We start from the raw sequence: 15,340 nt of genomic DNA, 5'->3' as shown, positions 1-15,340 counted from the left end.
ATGGGTAACGCCAGCTACACCACGCTCACCCGCCAATCCGGCCTCATGGCCGAGATGCGCCTGATCGCCAACAACATCGCCAACGCCGCGACGACGGGCTACCGCAGCGAGGGCGTCATCTTCTCCGAGTACGTCTCGGCGCTCGGGCCGGGCCACGACAGCCTCTCGATGGCCCGCGCCGCGGTGCGCGACACCGACATCTCGCCCGGCGGCATGACGGCGACGGGTGGCGCGTTCGACCTGGCGATCGAGGGTGAGGGCTTCTTCCTCGTGCAGACCCCGGGGGGCGAGCGCCTCACCCGCGCCGGCCACTTCATGCCCAACGCCAACGGCGACCTCGTCACCCCCGATGGCTACCCCGTGCTCGACGCCGGCGGCGCGCCGCTGTTCGTGCCGCCGGCCGCGGCGTCGGTGACGGTCGCGCCCGACGGCGTGCTCTCCGCCGACGGCCAGCCGCTCGGGCAGGTCGGCGTGGTCCGGCCGCGCGATCCGGCCGGGCTGGTGCGCGAGGACGGGGTCCGCTTCCGGGCCGAGGGCGGGTTCGAGCCGGTGCCGCGGGTCCGCGTCGCGCAGGGCTTCCTCGAAGAGTCCAACGTCGATCCGATCCTGCAGGTCGCCCGGATGATCGAGGTGCAGCGGGCCTACGAACTCGGCCAGCGCTTCCTCGAGCAGGAAGACGAACGACTTCGCGGCGCCATCCGCGCCACCACGGGCAGCTAACAAGGAGACCCACCATGCGCGCGCTGAAAATCGCCGCTACCGGCATGTCGGCCCAGCAGATGCGGGTCGAGGTGATTTCGAACAACCTCGCCAACATGAACACGACGGGTTACAACGCCCGCCGCGCCGAGTTCGCCGACCTGCACTACCAGCAGATGATGCGCCCCGGCACGATCAACGCCTCCGACGGCACCGTCCTGCCGACGGGTGTCCAGCTCGGGCTCGGCGTGCGGCCGACGTCGGTGTCGATGATGCTCGCGCAGGGCTCGCTCTCCAGTACCGGCGGCGATCTCGACATCGCCATCGAGGGCTCGGGCTACCTCGAGGTGGCGCTCCCCGACGGCCGCCCCGGCTACACCCGCGACGGCGGCCTCAAGCGCTCGGGCGACGGGCTCATCGTCACCGCCGACGGCTTCCCCGTCGCGCCCGAGATCACCATCCCGCGCGACGCCCTGTCGATCTCGATCAATCCCGAGGGCGAGGTCTACGCCTACTTCAGCGACCGCGTGGAGGCGCAGCTGCTCGGCCAGTTCGACATCGCCGGCTTCTCCAACCCGCGCGGGCTCGAGGCGGTCGGCTCCAACTTGTTCGTCGAAACCGAGGCGTCCGGCCCCGCCAACGTCACGACGCCGGGCCAGGACGGGCTCGGCACGCTGCGGCAGGGCTTCCTCGAGGACAGCTCCGTCGACGCGGTCAAGGAGGTGACCGATCTGATCGAGGCGCAGCGCGGCTACGAGCTCAATTCCAAGGTCATCAGCGCCGCCGACCAGATGCTCGGCGCGACGGTGCAGGTCCGCTGATGCGCTGGCTGGCGCTCCTGCTGCTCGCCGGGCCCGCCGCGGCGGAGACGCTCGTCGCGACGCGCACGATCCGGGCGCAGGAGATCATCGCCGCCGCCGACCTCGCGCTCGACGCCGCCGAATTCGCCGGCGGCACGAGCGACGCCGCGCTGCTGGTGGGGCAGGAGGCGCGGGTGGCGATCTATGCCGGCCGCCCGGTGCGCCCCGCCGATGTCGGGCCGCCCGCCATCGTCGAGCGCAACGCGATCCTGCCGCTGATCTACAACAGCAACGGCCTCACCATCTCGACCGACGGGCGCGCGCTCGACCGGGCCGCGTCGGGCGAGATCATTCGCGTCATGAACCTGTCGTCGCGCACCACCGTCACCGCCCGCATCGGGCCCGACGGCGCCGGCTACGTCTCTTTCTGAAGGGCTCCCGCCATGCGGCCGATCCTGCTGTCGTTCCTGTTGCTTGCCGCCTGCGGCCGCCTCGACCACCTGGGCCGGCCGCCGCCGATCAGCCCGCCCCGCGCCGGCGACGAGCACATCGCGATGATGACCGACGCGCTGCCGCTGGTCGATCCGGTTCCCGCCGTGGCCGAGCCGCTCGCCGCCGCCTCGCTCTGGACGGGCGAGCGCGGCTCCCTGCTGGGCGATCGCCGCGCGGTGCAGCGCGGGGATATCCTCACCGTGGTCATCGAAATCGATGACCGCGCCGAGATCCAGAACTCCACCTCCCGCTCGCGCTCCGGCTCCGAGTCGCTCGGCATCCCGCAGCTTCTCGGCATCCCCCAGCGGGTCGACCCGGCGCTGCCCGAGGGCGCAAGCTTGGCCGACGCCGTCTCGCTCACCTCCAACAGCTTCTCCGACGGAGACGGCTCCGTCAGCCGCAACGAGCGGCTCGAGTTGCGCGTCGCGGCGACGATCCTCGACGTGCTGCCCAACGGCGTCCTCGCGATCTCCGGCAGCCAGGAGGTCCGGGTCAACCACGAGTTGCGCGAGCTGCTCGTCTCGGGCTTCGTGCGCCCCGAGGACATCACCCGCCAGAACGAGATCACCTACGACAAGATCGCCTCGGCGCGCATCTCCTACGGCGGCCGGGGGCTGATCTCAGACGTGCAGCAGCCGCGCTACGGCCAGCAGCTCGCCGACATCCTGCTCCCCTTCTGAAGGTCGCCGCCCATGAAAGCGCTCCTCGTCCCGGTCCTCCTCCTCTTCCTCGGCACCGGCGCCGGTGTCGGCGCGGGGATGCTGCTGTCGCCGCCACCCGAGGAGGAGCTGCCCGAGGGCGAAGTCGCCGCGGCCGAAGCGCCCTGCGGCGATCCGCACGAGGCCGACGTTGCCGCCGCGCCCGAGGAGGAGCCGGGCGACGTGGTGGTGGAGGGGCGGGATTACGCGCGCCTGAACAACCAGTTCGTGGTCCCGGTGGTCGAGGAGGGCAGCGTCGCCGCGCTGGTCGTGCTGTCGCTGAGCCTCGAAGTCGCCGCCGGCAGCCGCGACGTGGTCTTCGCGCACGAGCCCAAGCTGCGCGACGCGCTCCTGCAGGTGCTGTTCGGCCACGCCAACATCGGCGGTTTCGACGGCAACTTCACCAGCGCGGCCAACATGCGCGTCCTGCGCTCCTCCCTGCGCGACGCCGCGCGCGAGACGATGGGCGACCACGTGCTCGACGTCCTCATCATCGACATCGTCCGTCAGGACGTCGACGCGCGCTGAGCCCGCAGCCGCCGCGCCTCGGCGCGCGCCCTCTCGAGCACCATCGCCGACGCCTCGCGCCGCCCGAACGCCCGCCGCAGGCGCGCGCGCGCCGTCTCCATCCGTGCCCGCACCCGGGCCTGGTGCGTGGCGAGCTCCGCGCGGCGCCGGTCGATCCAGACCTCCCAGCGTGGGTCCGCGCCCGCCAGCCGTGCGGCATCCGGCCCCTCCCGCAGCGCCGTCGCCCGCGCGGTCCGCCCTGTCTCCAGCGCCTCGATCTGCGCCCGTAGCCGCTCCTCCTCCGCGCGCAGCGCGGCCAGCGCCTGCTGGGCCGCCACGAACTCGACCTCGGTCAGCTCCCTAAGCCGCGCCAACTGCTCCACGCTCACCGGCCGCGCGCCTTCTGCTGGAGCCGCTCGGCGAAGCGGATCGCCGCGGCGACGGCGCGGTAGTGGTCGGGATGGATCTCCGCGCCGATCTCCGTCTCGGCAAACAGCGCCCGCGCCGTCGGCGGATCGGAATGCAGCGGGATCACGTGCTCGAGCGCCAGCTCGCGGATGCGCGCGGCGATGGCGTCGACCCCCTTGGCGACGCAGACCGGCGCGCCGGGCGAGCCGCGGTCCCACTTCAGCGCGACGGCGTAATGCGTCGGGTTGACGATCACCACGTCGGCCGTCGGCACGTCGGCCATCATCTGCGTCGTCGCGATGGCCACGGCCTTCTGCCGCCGCTGCTGCTTCATCGCCGGATCACCTTCCGACTGCTTCATCTCGTCGGTCACTTCCTTGCGGCTCATCCGGTTCTTGCGCAGGTGATCGGCGCGCTGAAACAGCAGGTCGAGCGCGCCGATCGCGGCGGCGATCAGCACCACCACGAGCAGCAGATCGAGCATCAGCCGCAGCAATTCGCCTGCGATGATCGCCGGGGCCATGCCGATCGTGCCGACGATGTCGGGCAGCCGCGCCGACAGGAACAGGCCCAGCGTGATGCTGTAGATCGTCAGCTTCGCGAAGCTCTTGGCGAACTCGAACAGCCCGGTCCGGCCGAACTTCTGCTTCGCCGTCGACAGCGGCGAGATGCGCGACAGCTTCGGCGCGAGCTTCGACGGCGCGAAGACGAGGCCGCGCTGGGCGATGACCGCCACCAGCGCCGCCGCCGCCGGCCCCAGCAGGATCGGCGCCAGCGCCCCCGCCGCCGCCAAGATCACCGCGCCCGATCGCGGCGCCGCGCCGCCGGCGAACATCTCTGCCGACAGCGCGTCCGCCCGTTCGACCAGCGCCCGCAGCAAGCTGCCCATCCCGTCGACGACGCCGCCGCCCAGCGCCAGCGCCGCGAGCAGGAAGCCGGCATAGGCCGCCGCCGTCGTGAGGTCGGCGGAGCGGGGCAGGTCGCCCTTCCGGCGCGCGTCGTCGAGCTTCTTCTGGGTCGGCTCGAAGCTCTTGTCGGCGCCGTCGTCGTGGCTCATGGCAGCGCGCCGAACGGGGCGGCGAGGAAGTCGAGCAGCCGGTCCGACCAGGCTGCGAGCATGATCGGGGCGGAGATCGCCAGCAGCGCCAGCCCGCCCGCGGTGATGGCGGGCGCGCCCACGAAGGCGACCATCAACTGCGGCATGGCGCGGTTAATGACGCCGAGCGTGATGTTGTAAAGCAGCGACGCGACGAGGAACGGCGCGGCGAGCGCGAAGCCGAAGCGGAAGGCCCGCCCCACCTCCGCGACGCCGACCTCCGCGACGAGGGCCGCCGCCGGAACGGTCGAGACCGGCGCGAGCTCGTAGGTCAAAAGGATGTAGGCAGCGGCGCGCACGTGCAGATCGAGCAGCGCCGCGAGCGCCAGCCCGGCCACCACCAGGAAGTGCCCCATCGCCGGCAACGGTTCGATGCCCGCCGAGGCGCCGAAGATCTGGCTCAACGACGTCGACTGCGCCGCGATCGTCCCCGCGATCTGCAGCGCCATCACGATCAGGCGCAGGAACAGCCCGAAGAATAGCCCCACCAACGGCTCGCCGACCAGCGCCGCCAGGCCCGGCGCCCCGCCCGCCAGCGGCACCGCCGGCAGCACCACCAGGGTCAGCGCCAGCGCGATCGCCAGCCGGAGCCGCAGCGGCACCGACTGCTCGCCGAACACCGGGAACACGCCGGCCATCGCCGCCACGCGCAGGAAGACGGCGACCCCCGCCCAAAGCACCTCCTGAGCGACCCCCAGCAGCGCGGCCGCATCGCCGATCATGCCGGCACGAGCCCCACCAGCGACGGCCGCGCGTCGACGCCCAGTTCCTCGAACGACAGGACCGGGTTCGATATGCCGCGCGCCGCGAGCACCGTGCGCAGGAAGCGGCGGCGCTTCATCGAGGTGATGAGCGCCGGGAAGGCGCCGGCCTCGGTGGCCTCGGAGATCTTCTCGGAGATGGCCCCCGCGAGGCGGTTGAAGTCGTCCGGCGGCAGCGCCACGTCACCGATTTCGCCAGCCTTTCCGAGCTGGTGCGCCTCGAACGTCTGCTCCCACTCCGGCGCGAGCTGCACCAGCGGGATCGTCCCGTCGTCGCGGCGCAGCTCCGCCACGAGCTGGAAGCCGAGCCGCTGCCGCACATGCTCGGCGATGCCCTCGGCCGTCGCGTGCAGCTGCCGCCCCTCCGCGGTGGCCTCGATGATCAGCGGCAGGTTGCGGATCGAGACCCGCTCCTCGAGCAGCAGCCGCAGCACCGTCAGCAGCACCGCCATTGGCACCTTGTCGGGGATCAGCTCGTCAACCATCCGCCGGTTGGCCTCCGAGCGCGCCGGATCGCTGAGGTTGACCAGCTCGTCGAGCAGGCGGCGCAGGGCCTTGTGGGTCATCAGCCGTGCGAAATTGGCCTTGGTGACTTCGAGCAGGTGCGTGGCGAGGATCTCGGGCGCGTTAACCACGGTCAGCCCGTCGAGCGACGCCCGCTCCTGCTCGCCCGGCTCGATCCAGCGCGCGGGCGCACCGTAGACCGGCTCCTCGATGTCCTCGCCGGGCAGGTCGGGCGCGCCGGCGTCCGACAGGAGCGCGAGCATCCGGTCCGGCCGCAGCATCGCGCGCGCCTGCTCGACCCCCTGCACCCGGATCACGTACTGCCCCGCCGGCAGCGAGGGATCATCGGTGAGCCGGATCTCGGGCAGCAGGACGCCGAACTCGGTGGCGACGTGTTTCCGCATGTTGGCGATGCGGGCGTCGAGGCCGGTGCCCGGGTCCAGCACCATGTCGACGAGGTCGGGCGCGAATTGCAGGTGAATGTCGTCGAGGTCGAGCATGTCCCCGAGCGAGCTGCGCGGCGGCGCCGCTTCCGCGTCCCGCGCGTCGGTCTCGGCCCGGGCGCGGGCATCGCGCGCCCGTCCGCGCCGCACGAGCAGAGCGCAGCCCGTCAGGACGAGCCCCCCCGTCAGGAACGGCACGAGGGGGAGGCCGGGGACGAGCCCGAACAGCGCCATCAGGATGCCGACGGTCATCAGCGCCGGCGGGTAGCGGCCGAGCTGGCCGACGAGGGCGAGGTCGGTCGCCCCCGTCGCCCCGCCGCGCGCCAGCAGGAGGGCGGAGGCGATCGAGATGATGACCGCCGGGATCTGGCTGACGAGGCCGTCGCCGACGGTCAGGATCGCGTAGGTCTCGAACGCCTGGCCGAGCGGCATGCCATGAACGGCGGCGCCCATGACGAGGCCGACGACGAGGTTCAGCAGGGTGATCAGGAGCCCCGCGACGGCATCGCCCTTCACGAACTTCGAGGCGCCGTCGAGCGAGCCGAAGAAGGTCGTCTCCGCCTGTTCCGTCTCGCGGCGCCGCTTGGCTTCGGCGTGATCGATGGCGCCCGCGCTCATGTCGCTGTCGATCGCGAGCTGCTTGCCCGGCATCCCGTCGAGCGCGAAACGCGCGCCCACCTCGGCCATCCGCGTGGCGCCCTTGTTGATCACGACGAAGTTGACGATCAGCAGCACGCAGAACACGACGAGCCCGAGGAACACGCTGCCGCCCATCACGAAGCTGGCGAAGCCTTGGATGACGTCGCCGGCAGCGCCCGTTCCGGTGTGTCCTTCGCCGATGATGAGCTTGGTTGACGATACGTTGAGCGAGAGCCGCAGCATCAGCGACGCCAGAAGCACGGTCGGGAAGGCGGAGAAGTCGAGCGGGCGCTCGATGAAGAGCGTCACCGTGAAGATGAGGATCGCCAGCCCGAACGACGCGGCGAGGCCCAGGTCGAGCACCCATGCAGGAACGGGCAGGATCATCATCACGATGACCGCCATCAACGCCAGCGCCAGGAGCACCGTCGGCTGGAAGAGCGCCTTCAGGTCGAGCGTCATGGTCATCCCCCGCTCATCGGGACGAGCGACCCGTTGCCGAGCGGGCGGCCGCCGGCCTGGAGCAGCGGGAAGCGGTTCTCGCGCGGCACGAGCCCCTGCTCCGGCAGCGGCCTGGCCACGACAACCGGTGCTTCGGCATCGACGCCGCGCGCGAGGGCTGCGGTGCGGAACCGGTCGAAGCGCACGCGGTAGCGCTCGGCGTAGCGGGGGGTGCGGGAGTGGTAGGCGCCGGCTGCGCGAGACCAATCGCCGAATTCCTCATGCAGATCGACGAGAAAGCGAGCGGCGTAGCGCGCGTTGGCGACCGGATCGAACATCGCGCTGATCGATGGAAAGTGCTGCCCGTGCCAGCGGTAGTTGATCTGGAAGCAGCCGACGTCGAAGCTGCGTTTGCCGGCGTCGAACTGCCGCTCCGTATAGCTGAGCGCCTCCTGCGCATCGTCGAACCAGTGCCCCGCGCCTTCCATGTTGACCGTCCAGGGCCACGGCCGCGTCTCGCCGCCGCGGCGCCGGCCCGTCTCGGTCAGGCTGATCGCGACGAGCACCGAGAGCGGCACGTTTGTCTCGGCAGCGGCGGTTCGCGCGGCCGTCAGGCACAGGTCTGCCGGATCGGCGCGCGCGCCGGCTGCCGGAAAGAGCAGCACGAGCAGCAGGGAGAGGATGGCCGAGTGCGTGGTCATGCAAGGCTTTCTGCCAACAAGAAGGTCGGGGCCTTGCTAGGCGGAAAGTCTTTAGAAAAAGCGAATACTCAGTCGATCGTGGGCTCGGCCGGCAGATCGAACTGGGCGAGCAGCCTCTCCGCCAGTCTGCGCGCCTCTTCCGCGTCGGCGAGGTTCTTCCGGCTGCTGGCCAGGAGTTCGGATTCCGCCACGGGCTCGGCTGGGGGACGCTCGAGGTGCCGCCGGGCCGCGTCTCCGACGGCATCGGGTGCCGTCACCAGGCGCTCGAGGGCTCCCGCGCGCCAGGCTGCGTCGGGATCGAACTCGTCTGGGCGTGTGGAGCGGTTCTCGAAGGCGCCGACGAAATCACCCTGCACCTCCCGGGCACGCGCGCGCAGTGCCTGAGCCGCCGGATCGCTCAGCCCTCCGAGGATCGCTTCCATCGTCTCCAGCCGACCGGATTGCAAGGCGGCTTCCGCCTCCAGATACCGGCGGGCGCGGGCATCGTCGCGCGTTGCCTCTTGCGTCAGCACCGACAGCGCAGCCTCTGGCAGCTGCAGATCCAGAAGGCGGCGCGCGACAGCATTTTCCGCGGCGGCATCGAGGGGGCGAGGCGGGGTCGGAAGAACGCGCGCGAGGAAGTCGCTGTCGTTCAAGATCTCGGCTTCTTTCACGACAATATCGGACATGAGGGCCCGTAACGCCTCGTCCGGCAAGTCGGGGCGCGCCAGTTCGAGCAGCGCCATGGCGCCGCCGGGATCCTCTGCCATCAGCCGCTCCGCGACGCCCGCTTTGACGAGAGCGACATGCTCCGGCCGGTCACGGTAGCGGAACACCAGGCCAGCGGCCGTCTCGCGGATGTCGGCGGGGAGCGGTCTCTGTTCGGCGATGTGGAGGTCGTAGAGCTCCAGAAGCGCGCCAGGCCCGAGATCCGCCTCGTTTCGCAGCGCCTCGGTCAGCTCCCGGATCTCGGAGAGGGCACCGTCTCGTCGACCGGCCAGCTCCGCCTCGACCAAGCGCGTGGTCTCGCCCGGGGCCTGTTGCCGCTCCATCGCGAGGATCGTGTCCGCCGCGTCCTCGTCGCCGGCTGCGAGGAACCTGGCGGCCAGCCGCCCCCCGATCCGCGCGCGCACCGGCGGCGGCAGGCGGGCGAAGGCCTGGAGCGTGTCGTTCCGCGCGGCTGACTCCGCTGGAGCACCGGCGAGGATCGACCAGACATCGACTGCCGCGTCGCAACCGGGTTGGGTTAGCCTGCCCGGCGGCAGTTGAGTGCCATCCAGTAGGGCGGCGAGAGTTTGGACGGCGTCAGCTTCCGGTCCGGTTTCGGTCAGGCCCAGAACGTGTATGGCCTCCGCGCCGAAGCCGTACCGGAGGTAGGTGCGGGCAAGTTGCATGGCCGCGGCGGGCACTGCGTCGCCAAACTCTCCCACGAGCGACTGCCGCGCCGCGGCGACGTGCGCGTGGAAAGGCTGCCCGTCCGGCTCGGGGAAGTGGAACCACTCGGCCGGAGGGCAGGCGTGCGAGAGGCCCGTGGGGAGAGGCGACAAGGTGGCGAGGCCTGCGTCGAGGCTCGTGTGGGCCGCGAGGCCGGGTGTGTCGGGCTCCGGTGCCGGGGAGACATCCGGCGGCTGGGGAGGCGGGGGCGCGTCTGCGGGCCCGTCGGGAGGAAGCGCTTCCATGGAGAGCAAGCCCTGGCTGGCCGCACGCGCGACGCTTTCCACCAGCGCCGTTTCCGCTTGCTGGACCGGGTCGGCTGCTTCCGGCTCTCGGAACACGCTGGGCAGGAAGGCGGGCGGGACATCTGGCGCCGCTTCCGTCACCACCGGCAGATCGAGCGGCGGATCCGTCGTGGGAGCTGCATCGGCGGGCGCAGCCCGAGGCCGGGCGGCGTCCTTGATGTCGACGACCAGGCGGTCCGGGCGCCAGAGGAAAGCCGTCGCCTCGCAAGCGCAGGCGAGCTGCAGCGTGAGATGAGGCGGCCGTGGCGTCAGCGCCGCGAGCCGCGCGCGGGGGATCCGCTCGAAGACTCCGGCGAGGTCGAAAGCGACCTCGCGCTCGGGAAACGACAACCGGTAGTTCCCGCCATCGGGAGCGAGTGACCAGTTCGCACCCTCGGGGATCGCGAAGACAAGGCGCGTGAAGGCCGGCTGCCAGCCGCTGCGGATGGTGATCGTCTCTGCCGTGGCCGGCCCGCAAATCACGAGCATGAGGAGGACGAGACGGATCATGCGGCGCTCTGCTTGACGGCTTTCAGCGCCTCCTCGACCTCCGAGAAGCTCGGCCGGTACTGGCCGGGCGTGTTTTGGCGGCCGACCTCGATGCAGATGTTGGTGGCGTGCTGGTAAAGGTTCGCGACGAGCACCTCGCGGATGAGGCGGTAGAAGTGCATGTCGTCTTCGATGACGGATTTGACCTTTGCGGCGAACGGGCCGACGAGGCCATAGGCCAGGAAGACGCCGAGGAAGGTACCGACGAGGGCCCCGCCGATCAGCTTGCCCAAGACCTCCGGCGGCTGGTCGATCGAGGCCATCGTCTTGATGACGCCGAGAACCGCCGCGACGATCCCGAGCGCCGGAAGGCCGTCGGCGATGGTCTGCAACGCGTGGGTCGAGTGCAGCTTGTGGTGGAGCGACGCGTCGATCCGTTTCTCGAGCACCTCCTCGACCTGGTGCGGGTCGTCGTAGTTCATGGAGGCGGAGCGCAGGGTGTCGCAGATCAGGGCGAGAGCCTCGCCATCGGCGGAGATCTTGGGGTAGCGTCCGAAAATGGCCGAGCTTTCCGGCGTTTCGATATGCTCCTCGATCTCGACGGGATTGTTGCGGGCGACGCGGATCAGCTCGAACAGCAGGCACAGGAGGTCTCGGTAATCCTCCGCCTTCCATTTCGGGCCCTTGAAGACCTTACCGACGTCCTTCAGCGTGTGCTTGATGGCGGGCACGTCGTTGGAGATGACGAAGGCGCCGATGGCGGCGCCGCCGATCATGATCATCTCGAAGGGCAGCGACTTCAGGATGATTCCCATCTTGCCGCCCGCGAGGAGATAGCCGCCGAATACCATCACGAAGATGATGACAATGCCGATGATTCCGATCATGCGCGCCCGTTCCTTGCCTTGCGCCTCTTCCCTACGAGGAAGGCGTTAAGATCGGGTCAATCCGGCTACTCTGTCGGAGCATTCGCGTTGCGCCCGGCGAGGATGGCGCTGATCGAGTAGGCCGCTGAAGGCTCGAGCCCGGTCAGGATGGCGGCGGCGGCCTCGGGGCGCATGCGGCCGATGAAGCCGGCGGCGAAGTCAGGCGCCATCGAGCTGAAGAGGGCGGCGGCATCGGCGGGCTTCATGTTCTCGTAGACGGCCACGAGACGGGCGAGATCGGCTTCGGCAGCGGTCTCGACCCGGGCGATCGTCTCGGCAAGGGCCGCCTCGGCCGCGCGAAGCTCCTGCAGCCGCTCGGCAAATTCCGCCTCCGCGACCCGTAGCGCCTGCATCCGGTCCGCGATGGCGAGTTCGCGCGCCTCGACACGCTCCTCGCGGCCGGCGAGCGCTTCCAGCACCGCCGGCAGCTCGGGGGCCGGGCAGGCGAGGGGCTCGGGCGGTGCACCCGTCTCGGCCGTGGCGACGCCCACGCCGAGCCCCAGGCGCAGCGCGGCCGACGCGAACAACAATGCGGCGATGACGTAGAGCGCCGGCCGGCGGAGTGCGCGAAGGCTCATGCATCCTCTCCGCGCAGGGGGTGCCGGACGAAGAAGCTGTCGCGCGGCCGCCGCGGCGGCTCGGGCGGCGCGGGCGCGTCGGGCAGGTCGTGCATGGCGGCCATCAGCAGCTCGAGGCGCTTCGCGGCCGCCTCGGCGCGCTCGGTGCGCGCCTCGAGGGCCTTGCCGTTCTCGCTGGCCTGGGCGCGCGCCCTGGAAACGGCGCGCACCAGATCATCGACCTGCGCCGAGAGCACGGCGACGGCGCCGCCCACCCCTTGCTCCAGATCCGTGAAGCGGCGCAGCCGCCGGGACAGGACGAGGCAGTAGAGGCCGGCTCCGAGAGCGCCTGCGGCGAGGAGGATGTCGGCGATCGCACCCATGAGATGTCCTCAATTCGTTACAAATTCCATGATCAACAGGTCGTTGACCCGTCCTTCCCCGGCCACCACCCCGATGCGGTGGAGCATCTGGGCGCGGAGCCGAATCAGCATCGCGGGGTCCTCGAGGTCTCCGAGATCCACGGCGCGCAGGTAGCCGTTGAGCACGTCGACGATCCGCGGCTGGATCGCGGCGACCTGCGCCAGCTCCTCTGGCGGAACTTCGAGCTGAGCGGTGAACTTCAGGTGCCCGCCCCCGGACCTGGGCGGCAGGCTGATCACGATCGGATCAAGCGGCAGGAACGCCACCGGCGCGAGCGGCTCGGGCGCGGCCGGCTCCGCGCTCTCGGTCGCCCGTGCTCCGCCGCCGATCATGCCGCTGGACACGATGAAGAACCCACCGCCCGCGCCCGCGAGCGCGAGCACCACGCCCACCAGCAGCGGCAGCTTGCTCTTCTTCGGCGGCGCGTCGGCGTCCGGCTCTGCTGTCTCGTCGGTCATGCGACTCGGCTCCTGCTTGCGTCGCACCGACAGATACATGCCAACAGCTAACCGTTTCTTAAGCTCCGTCGGCGAGAAGGAGGGTGCCGGGCAGAAGGTCCGGTCGTTCGCGGAGGTGTCTGTTGGAAGGTCTGGGATCCGTCTGGTCTGGTCTGGAGCCGCGGCGTCGCCTGATCGTCGGGGCGGCGGTGGTGGTGGTCGTGCTCGCGGTGCTGTTCGTCGGCCGCAGCACGCCCACGCGGCAGATGGCGCTGCTCTACGCCGGGCTCGATGCCGCGGCCGCGGGCGAGGTCGTCACCGCGCTCGACACGCGCGGCGAGGTCTACGAGGTGCGGGGCAGCGGCATCTACGTGGAGAGCGCGCGGCGCGATCTGCTGCGGATGACGTTGGCGGGCGAGGGGCTGCCGAGCGGCGGGGCGCAGGGCTACGAGCTGCTCGATTCGCTCTCGGGCTTCGGCACCACGTCGCAGATGTTCGACGCCGCCTACTGGCGCGCGAAGGAGGGCGAGCTGGCGCGCACGATCCAGTCGAGCCCCGGCGTGCGCGCGGTGCGCGTGCACGTGTCGGTCCCGGCCAACCGCGGCTTCCAGCGCGAAGGCCAGCCGGCGGCGGCGGTGACGGTCACGAGCGCGGGCGGCGGCTTGTCGGCGGCGCAGGCCAAGGCCTTCCGCCACCTCGTCGCCTCCGCGGTGACCGGCCTCGCGCCCGACGACGTGGCGGTGATCGACGAATCAGGCCTCGTCGCGGCGGCCGACGACAGCTCCGCCCCGGCGGCGCAGGGCGAGCGCGAGCGGCTGATGCGCGAGCGGCTCCAGCGCCTCCTCGAGGCGCGTGTCGGGCACGGCAACGCTGTCGTCGAGCTCAACATCGAGACGGAGACGGAGACGGAGCAGATCCGCGAGCGGCAGTTCGATCCGGAAGGGCGGGTCGCGATCGCCGAGGATGTCTCGGAGCGCAGCGAAAGCGCGTCCGGCGGCACTGGCGCGGTGACGGTCGCCTCGAACCTGCCCGATGGCGATGCCGCGGGCGGCGGCAGCGAGAGCCAGGCGTCGGAGACGCGGCAGCTGACGAACTACGAGGTCTCGCAGGTCGAGCGGGAGGTCCTGCGGGCGCCCGGCGCGGTGCGGCGGATCACGGTGGCGGTGCTGATCAACGATCCGGTCGAGGTCGATTCCGGAGTGGAGACGGCCACGCCGCGGTCGGAGGAAGAGCTCGCCGTCCTGCGCGACCTGGTGGCGTCGGCGGTCGGCTTCGACGAGGCGCGGGGCGATGTGATCACGCTGCGCTCCATGCCGTTCGAGCCGCCCGCCGTGGCAGGAACGGAGGCGCTGGACGTCGCCGCTCCCGAACCGCCGCTCGACGTGATGTGGCTGGTGCAGCTCGCCGTGATGGCGGTGGTGGCGCTGGTGCTCGGGCTGTTCGTGATCCGCCCGATCCTCACGGGCGCGCGGCCCGCCGCCCTGCCCGAGCGGGGGCCGCCTCCGGCGCTGACGATGGAGCCGTCCGCCCGCGGCGAACCGGGCCTGCCGGCGCTGCGCGAGACGCAGGCCGGCGAGGTGGCGATGAGCCAGTTGCCGACCTTCGACATGGCGGAGTTCGACCGGGCGCCGCCGCAGGAGGACCTGTCGACCCTCGATCCGGTGTCGCGGCTGCGCCGGCTGATGGACGAGCGGCAGGACGAGACGCTGCAGATCCTGCAGAGCTGGATGGAAGAGTCGGAGCCGGAGAACGTGTAGATGGGACAGATCCTTACGCTCGAATCCTTCGACACCGGCACCCCTCCGCCGCCCGACGCCGCCCCCGCGCCGCTCGCCTACGAAGACGGCTTCGCGACGGGGCGCGAGGCCGGGCTGGCGCAGGCGCGGGCCGAGCGCACGCAACTTGACAACGCCGTCGTCCAGCGCCTGACGGAGCTCGCTTTCACCCACGCCGAGGCCCGCCAGCAGGTGCTTGAGTCGCTGCGCCCGCTGTTCGTCTCAATCGCCGGGCTGCTCCTGCCCGGCCTCGCGCGCGCCAGCCTCGGCGCCTTCGTCGTCGAGGCGCTGATGGAGGCGGCGGAGGGCGACAGCCGCACCCCGATCGCGCTGCTCGTCGCGCCGGACTCGCTGGAGGCGCTGGGCGAGATCGTCGCCGCCCAGCCCGGACTCGCCGTCCAGATCGAGGCAAACCCGGCGCTCGGCCCCGGCGAGGTGCTGCTGCGCACACCCGAGCGCGAGACGGTGCTCGACCTCGACCGCCTCGTCGCCGACATCGCCGCCGCGCTCGACGCGCTCGTTCACGATCCCCCAGATGCCCGGAGCGCCCTGCATGGATGACAGCCCCGCCCCTCCCGCCGCCGCCCCGGAGGGCGGTCCGCTGCGCGCGGTCCCGATCGAGATCACGATCGTCGTCGGCCGCGCCCGCCCCTCCGTCGGCGAGCTGCTGACGCTTGATCAGAACGCCGTCCTGCCGCTCGACCGGGGCGTCGACGACCCGGTCGAGCTCTATGTCGGCGACAGGCTCATCGCGCGCGGCGAGTTGCAGGAGCACGCCGGCGGCGAGCCCGGCCAGCTCGCGGTCCGCCTGACCGAGGTGGCGCGGACGGGCGGGCTTGGCTGAGGC

The 15,340-nt window shown here is 71.3% G+C and carries 18 protein-coding genes; 8 read left to right on the top strand and 10 right to left on the bottom strand.

Annotated features, from left to right (window positions below; translation table 11 throughout):
* The 5 genes from OG2516_RS09920 to OG2516_RS09900 are packed head-to-tail and all read left to right on the top strand — an operon-like array spanning position 1 to position 3,217.
* Positions 1-720 (top strand): flagellar hook-basal body complex protein, encoded by a 720-nt coding sequence (locus OG2516_RS09920; protein WP_007255529.1) that lies wholly within the window; start codon positions 1-3, stop codon positions 718-720.
* A gap of 14 nt (positions 721-734) precedes the next feature.
* Positions 735-1,520: a flagellar basal-body rod protein FlgG gene (gene flgG, locus OG2516_RS09915; protein ID WP_007255528.1), complete on the top strand. Its 786-nt coding sequence runs from the start codon at positions 735-737 to the stop codon at positions 1,518-1,520.
* Positions 1,520-1,930 carry a flagellar basal body P-ring formation chaperone FlgA gene (gene flgA, locus OG2516_RS20425; RefSeq protein WP_007255527.1) on the top strand — a complete coding sequence of 137 codons (411 nt, stop codon included), beginning with the start codon at positions 1,520-1,522 and terminating at the stop codon, positions 1,928-1,930. Before flgG ends, flgA begins: the two co-directional genes overlap by 1 nt.
* A 12-nt stretch (positions 1,931-1,942) precedes the next feature.
* Complete coding sequence (flgH, locus tag OG2516_RS20420) at positions 1,943-2,671, top strand: flagellar basal body L-ring protein FlgH (protein WP_007255526.1); 729 nt, start codon at positions 1,943-1,945, stop codon at positions 2,669-2,671.
* 12 nt (positions 2,672-2,683) lie between these two features.
* Positions 2,684-3,217, top strand: a complete 534-nt coding sequence (locus tag OG2516_RS09900; protein WP_007255525.1) for a flagellar basal body-associated FliL family protein — start codon at positions 2,684-2,686, stop codon at positions 3,215-3,217.
* On the opposite strand, the gene OG2516_RS18990 is transcribed toward OG2516_RS09900, so the two are convergent.
* The 10 genes from OG2516_RS18990 to OG2516_RS09850 all read right to left on the bottom strand — a co-directional run bounded on the left by OG2516_RS18990 (position 3,196) and on the right by OG2516_RS09850 (position 12,739).
* Positions 3,196-3,585, bottom strand: a complete 390-nt coding sequence (locus OG2516_RS18990) for a hypothetical protein (RefSeq protein WP_007255524.1) — start codon at positions 3,583-3,585, stop codon at positions 3,196-3,198. The two genes, OG2516_RS09900 and OG2516_RS18990, sit on opposite strands and share 22 nt — an antisense overlap.
* The gene (gene flhB / locus OG2516_RS09890) at positions 3,582-4,661 is read right to left on the bottom strand and encodes a flagellar type III secretion system protein FlhB (RefSeq protein ID WP_007255523.1); all 1,080 of its coding nucleotides are present in this window, start codon (positions 4,659-4,661) and stop codon (positions 3,582-3,584) included. The genes OG2516_RS18990 and flhB overlap by 4 nt, the downstream gene beginning before the upstream one ends.
* Positions 4,658-5,422, bottom strand: coding sequence for a flagellar biosynthetic protein FliR (locus tag OG2516_RS09885; protein ID WP_007255522.1), 765 nt, complete (start codon positions 5,420-5,422; stop codon positions 4,658-4,660). The genes flhB and OG2516_RS09885 overlap by 4 nt, the downstream gene beginning before the upstream one ends.
* A complete protein-coding gene (gene flhA, locus OG2516_RS09880) occupies positions 5,419-7,509 on the bottom strand; it encodes a flagellar biosynthesis protein FlhA (protein WP_040615749.1) in 2,091 nt (696 codons plus the stop codon). The genes OG2516_RS09885 and flhA overlap by 4 nt, the downstream gene beginning before the upstream one ends.
* 2 nt (positions 7,510-7,511) lie before the next feature.
* On the bottom strand, positions 7,512-8,189 hold the full coding sequence (locus OG2516_RS09875; RefSeq protein WP_007255520.1) for a transglycosylase SLT domain-containing protein: 678 nt from the start codon (positions 8,187-8,189) through the stop codon (positions 7,512-7,514).
* Positions 8,190-8,257: 68 nt separating this feature from the next.
* Complete coding sequence (locus OG2516_RS09870) at positions 8,258-10,396, bottom strand: hypothetical protein (protein ID WP_007255519.1); 2,139 nt, start codon at positions 10,394-10,396, stop codon at positions 8,258-8,260.
* Positions 10,393-11,262, bottom strand: coding sequence for a flagellar motor stator protein MotA (motA, locus tag OG2516_RS09865; RefSeq protein ID WP_007255518.1), 870 nt, complete (start codon positions 11,260-11,262; stop codon positions 10,393-10,395). Before motA ends, OG2516_RS09870 begins: the two co-directional genes overlap by 4 nt.
* A 65-nt stretch (positions 11,263-11,327) precedes the next feature.
* Entirely contained in the window at positions 11,328-11,879 is a 552-nt protein-coding gene (locus OG2516_RS09860; RefSeq protein ID WP_007255517.1) for a MotE family protein, read from the bottom strand.
* Entirely contained in the window at positions 11,876-12,241 is a 366-nt protein-coding gene (locus tag OG2516_RS09855; protein ID WP_007255516.1) for a DUF6468 domain-containing protein, read from the bottom strand. Before OG2516_RS09855 ends, OG2516_RS09860 begins: the two co-directional genes overlap by 4 nt.
* A 9-nt stretch (positions 12,242-12,250) precedes the next feature.
* On the bottom strand, positions 12,251-12,739 hold the full coding sequence (locus OG2516_RS09850) for a flagellar basal body-associated FliL family protein (protein WP_007255515.1): 489 nt from the start codon (positions 12,737-12,739) through the stop codon (positions 12,251-12,253).
* Between the two features lie 122 nt (positions 12,740-12,861).
* Here OG2516_RS09850 and fliF point away from each other — a divergent pair, with 122 nt between their 5' ends.
* The 3 genes from fliF to OG2516_RS09835 are packed head-to-tail and all read left to right on the top strand — an operon-like array spanning position 12,862 to position 15,337.
* Positions 12,862-14,475 (top strand): flagellar basal-body MS-ring/collar protein FliF, encoded by a 1,614-nt coding sequence (gene fliF, locus OG2516_RS09845; RefSeq protein ID WP_040615072.1) that lies wholly within the window; start codon positions 12,862-12,864, stop codon positions 14,473-14,475.
* The gene (locus OG2516_RS09840; RefSeq protein ID WP_007255513.1) at positions 14,476-15,054 is read left to right on the top strand and encodes a FliH/SctL family protein; all 579 of its coding nucleotides are present in this window, start codon (positions 14,476-14,478) and stop codon (positions 15,052-15,054) included.
* The gene (locus tag OG2516_RS09835) at positions 15,047-15,337 is read left to right on the top strand and encodes a FliM/FliN family flagellar motor switch protein (RefSeq protein ID WP_007255512.1); all 291 of its coding nucleotides are present in this window, start codon (positions 15,047-15,049) and stop codon (positions 15,335-15,337) included. The genes OG2516_RS09840 and OG2516_RS09835 overlap by 8 nt, the downstream gene beginning before the upstream one ends.
* Positions 15,338-15,340: the final 3 nt, after the last annotated feature.

It is taken from the genome of Oceanicola granulosus HTCC2516, assembly GCF_000153305.1.
Lineage (GTDB): Bacteria > Pseudomonadota > Alphaproteobacteria > Rhodobacterales > Rhodobacteraceae > Oceanicola > Oceanicola granulosus.
The sequence above is the reverse complement of the archived record's forward strand: the minus strand, read 5'-3'. Positions and strand labels throughout refer to the sequence as shown.

Coding starts and splice junctions, on each gene's coding strand:
- OG2516_RS09875 (WP_007255520.1), bottom strand. CDS start 8,189: ATGACCACGCACTCGGCCATCCTCTCCCTGCTGCTCGTGCTGCTCTTT.
- flhA (WP_040615749.1), bottom strand. CDS start 7,509: ATGACGCTCGACCTGAAGGCGCTCTTCCAGCCGACGGTGCTCCTGGCG.
- OG2516_RS09840 (WP_007255513.1), top strand. CDS start 14,476: ATGGGACAGATCCTTACGCTCGAATCCTTCGACACCGGCACCCCTCCG.
- OG2516_RS09920 (WP_007255529.1), top strand. CDS start 1: ATGGGTAACGCCAGCTACACCACGCTCACCCGCCAATCCGGCCTCATG.
- OG2516_RS09900 (WP_007255525.1), top strand. CDS start 2,684: ATGAAAGCGCTCCTCGTCCCGGTCCTCCTCCTCTTCCTCGGCACCGGC.
- flgG (WP_007255528.1), top strand. CDS start 735: ATGCGCGCGCTGAAAATCGCCGCTACCGGCATGTCGGCCCAGCAGATG.
- motA (WP_007255518.1), bottom strand. CDS start 11,262: ATGATCGGAATCATCGGCATTGTCATCATCTTCGTGATGGTATTCGGC.
- OG2516_RS09850 (WP_007255515.1), bottom strand. CDS start 12,739: ATGACCGACGAGACAGCAGAGCCGGACGCCGACGCGCCGCCGAAGAAG.
- flgH (WP_007255526.1), top strand. CDS start 1,943: ATGCGGCCGATCCTGCTGTCGTTCCTGTTGCTTGCCGCCTGCGGCCGC.
- OG2516_RS09860 (WP_007255517.1), bottom strand. CDS start 11,879: ATGAGCCTTCGCGCACTCCGCCGGCCGGCGCTCTACGTCATCGCCGCA.
- OG2516_RS09835 (WP_007255512.1), top strand. CDS start 15,047: ATGGATGACAGCCCCGCCCCTCCCGCCGCCGCCCCGGAGGGCGGTCCG.
- flhB (WP_007255523.1), bottom strand. CDS start 4,661: ATGAGCCACGACGACGGCGCCGACAAGAGCTTCGAGCCGACCCAGAAG.
- OG2516_RS09870 (WP_007255519.1), bottom strand. CDS start 10,396: ATGATCCGTCTCGTCCTCCTCATGCTCGTGATTTGCGGGCCGGCCACG.
- OG2516_RS09885 (WP_007255522.1), bottom strand. CDS start 5,422: ATGATCGGCGATGCGGCCGCGCTGCTGGGGGTCGCTCAGGAGGTGCTT.
- flgA (WP_007255527.1), top strand. CDS start 1,520: ATGCGCTGGCTGGCGCTCCTGCTGCTCGCCGGGCCCGCCGCGGCGGAG.
- OG2516_RS09855 (WP_007255516.1), bottom strand. CDS start 12,241: ATGGGTGCGATCGCCGACATCCTCCTCGCCGCAGGCGCTCTCGGAGCC.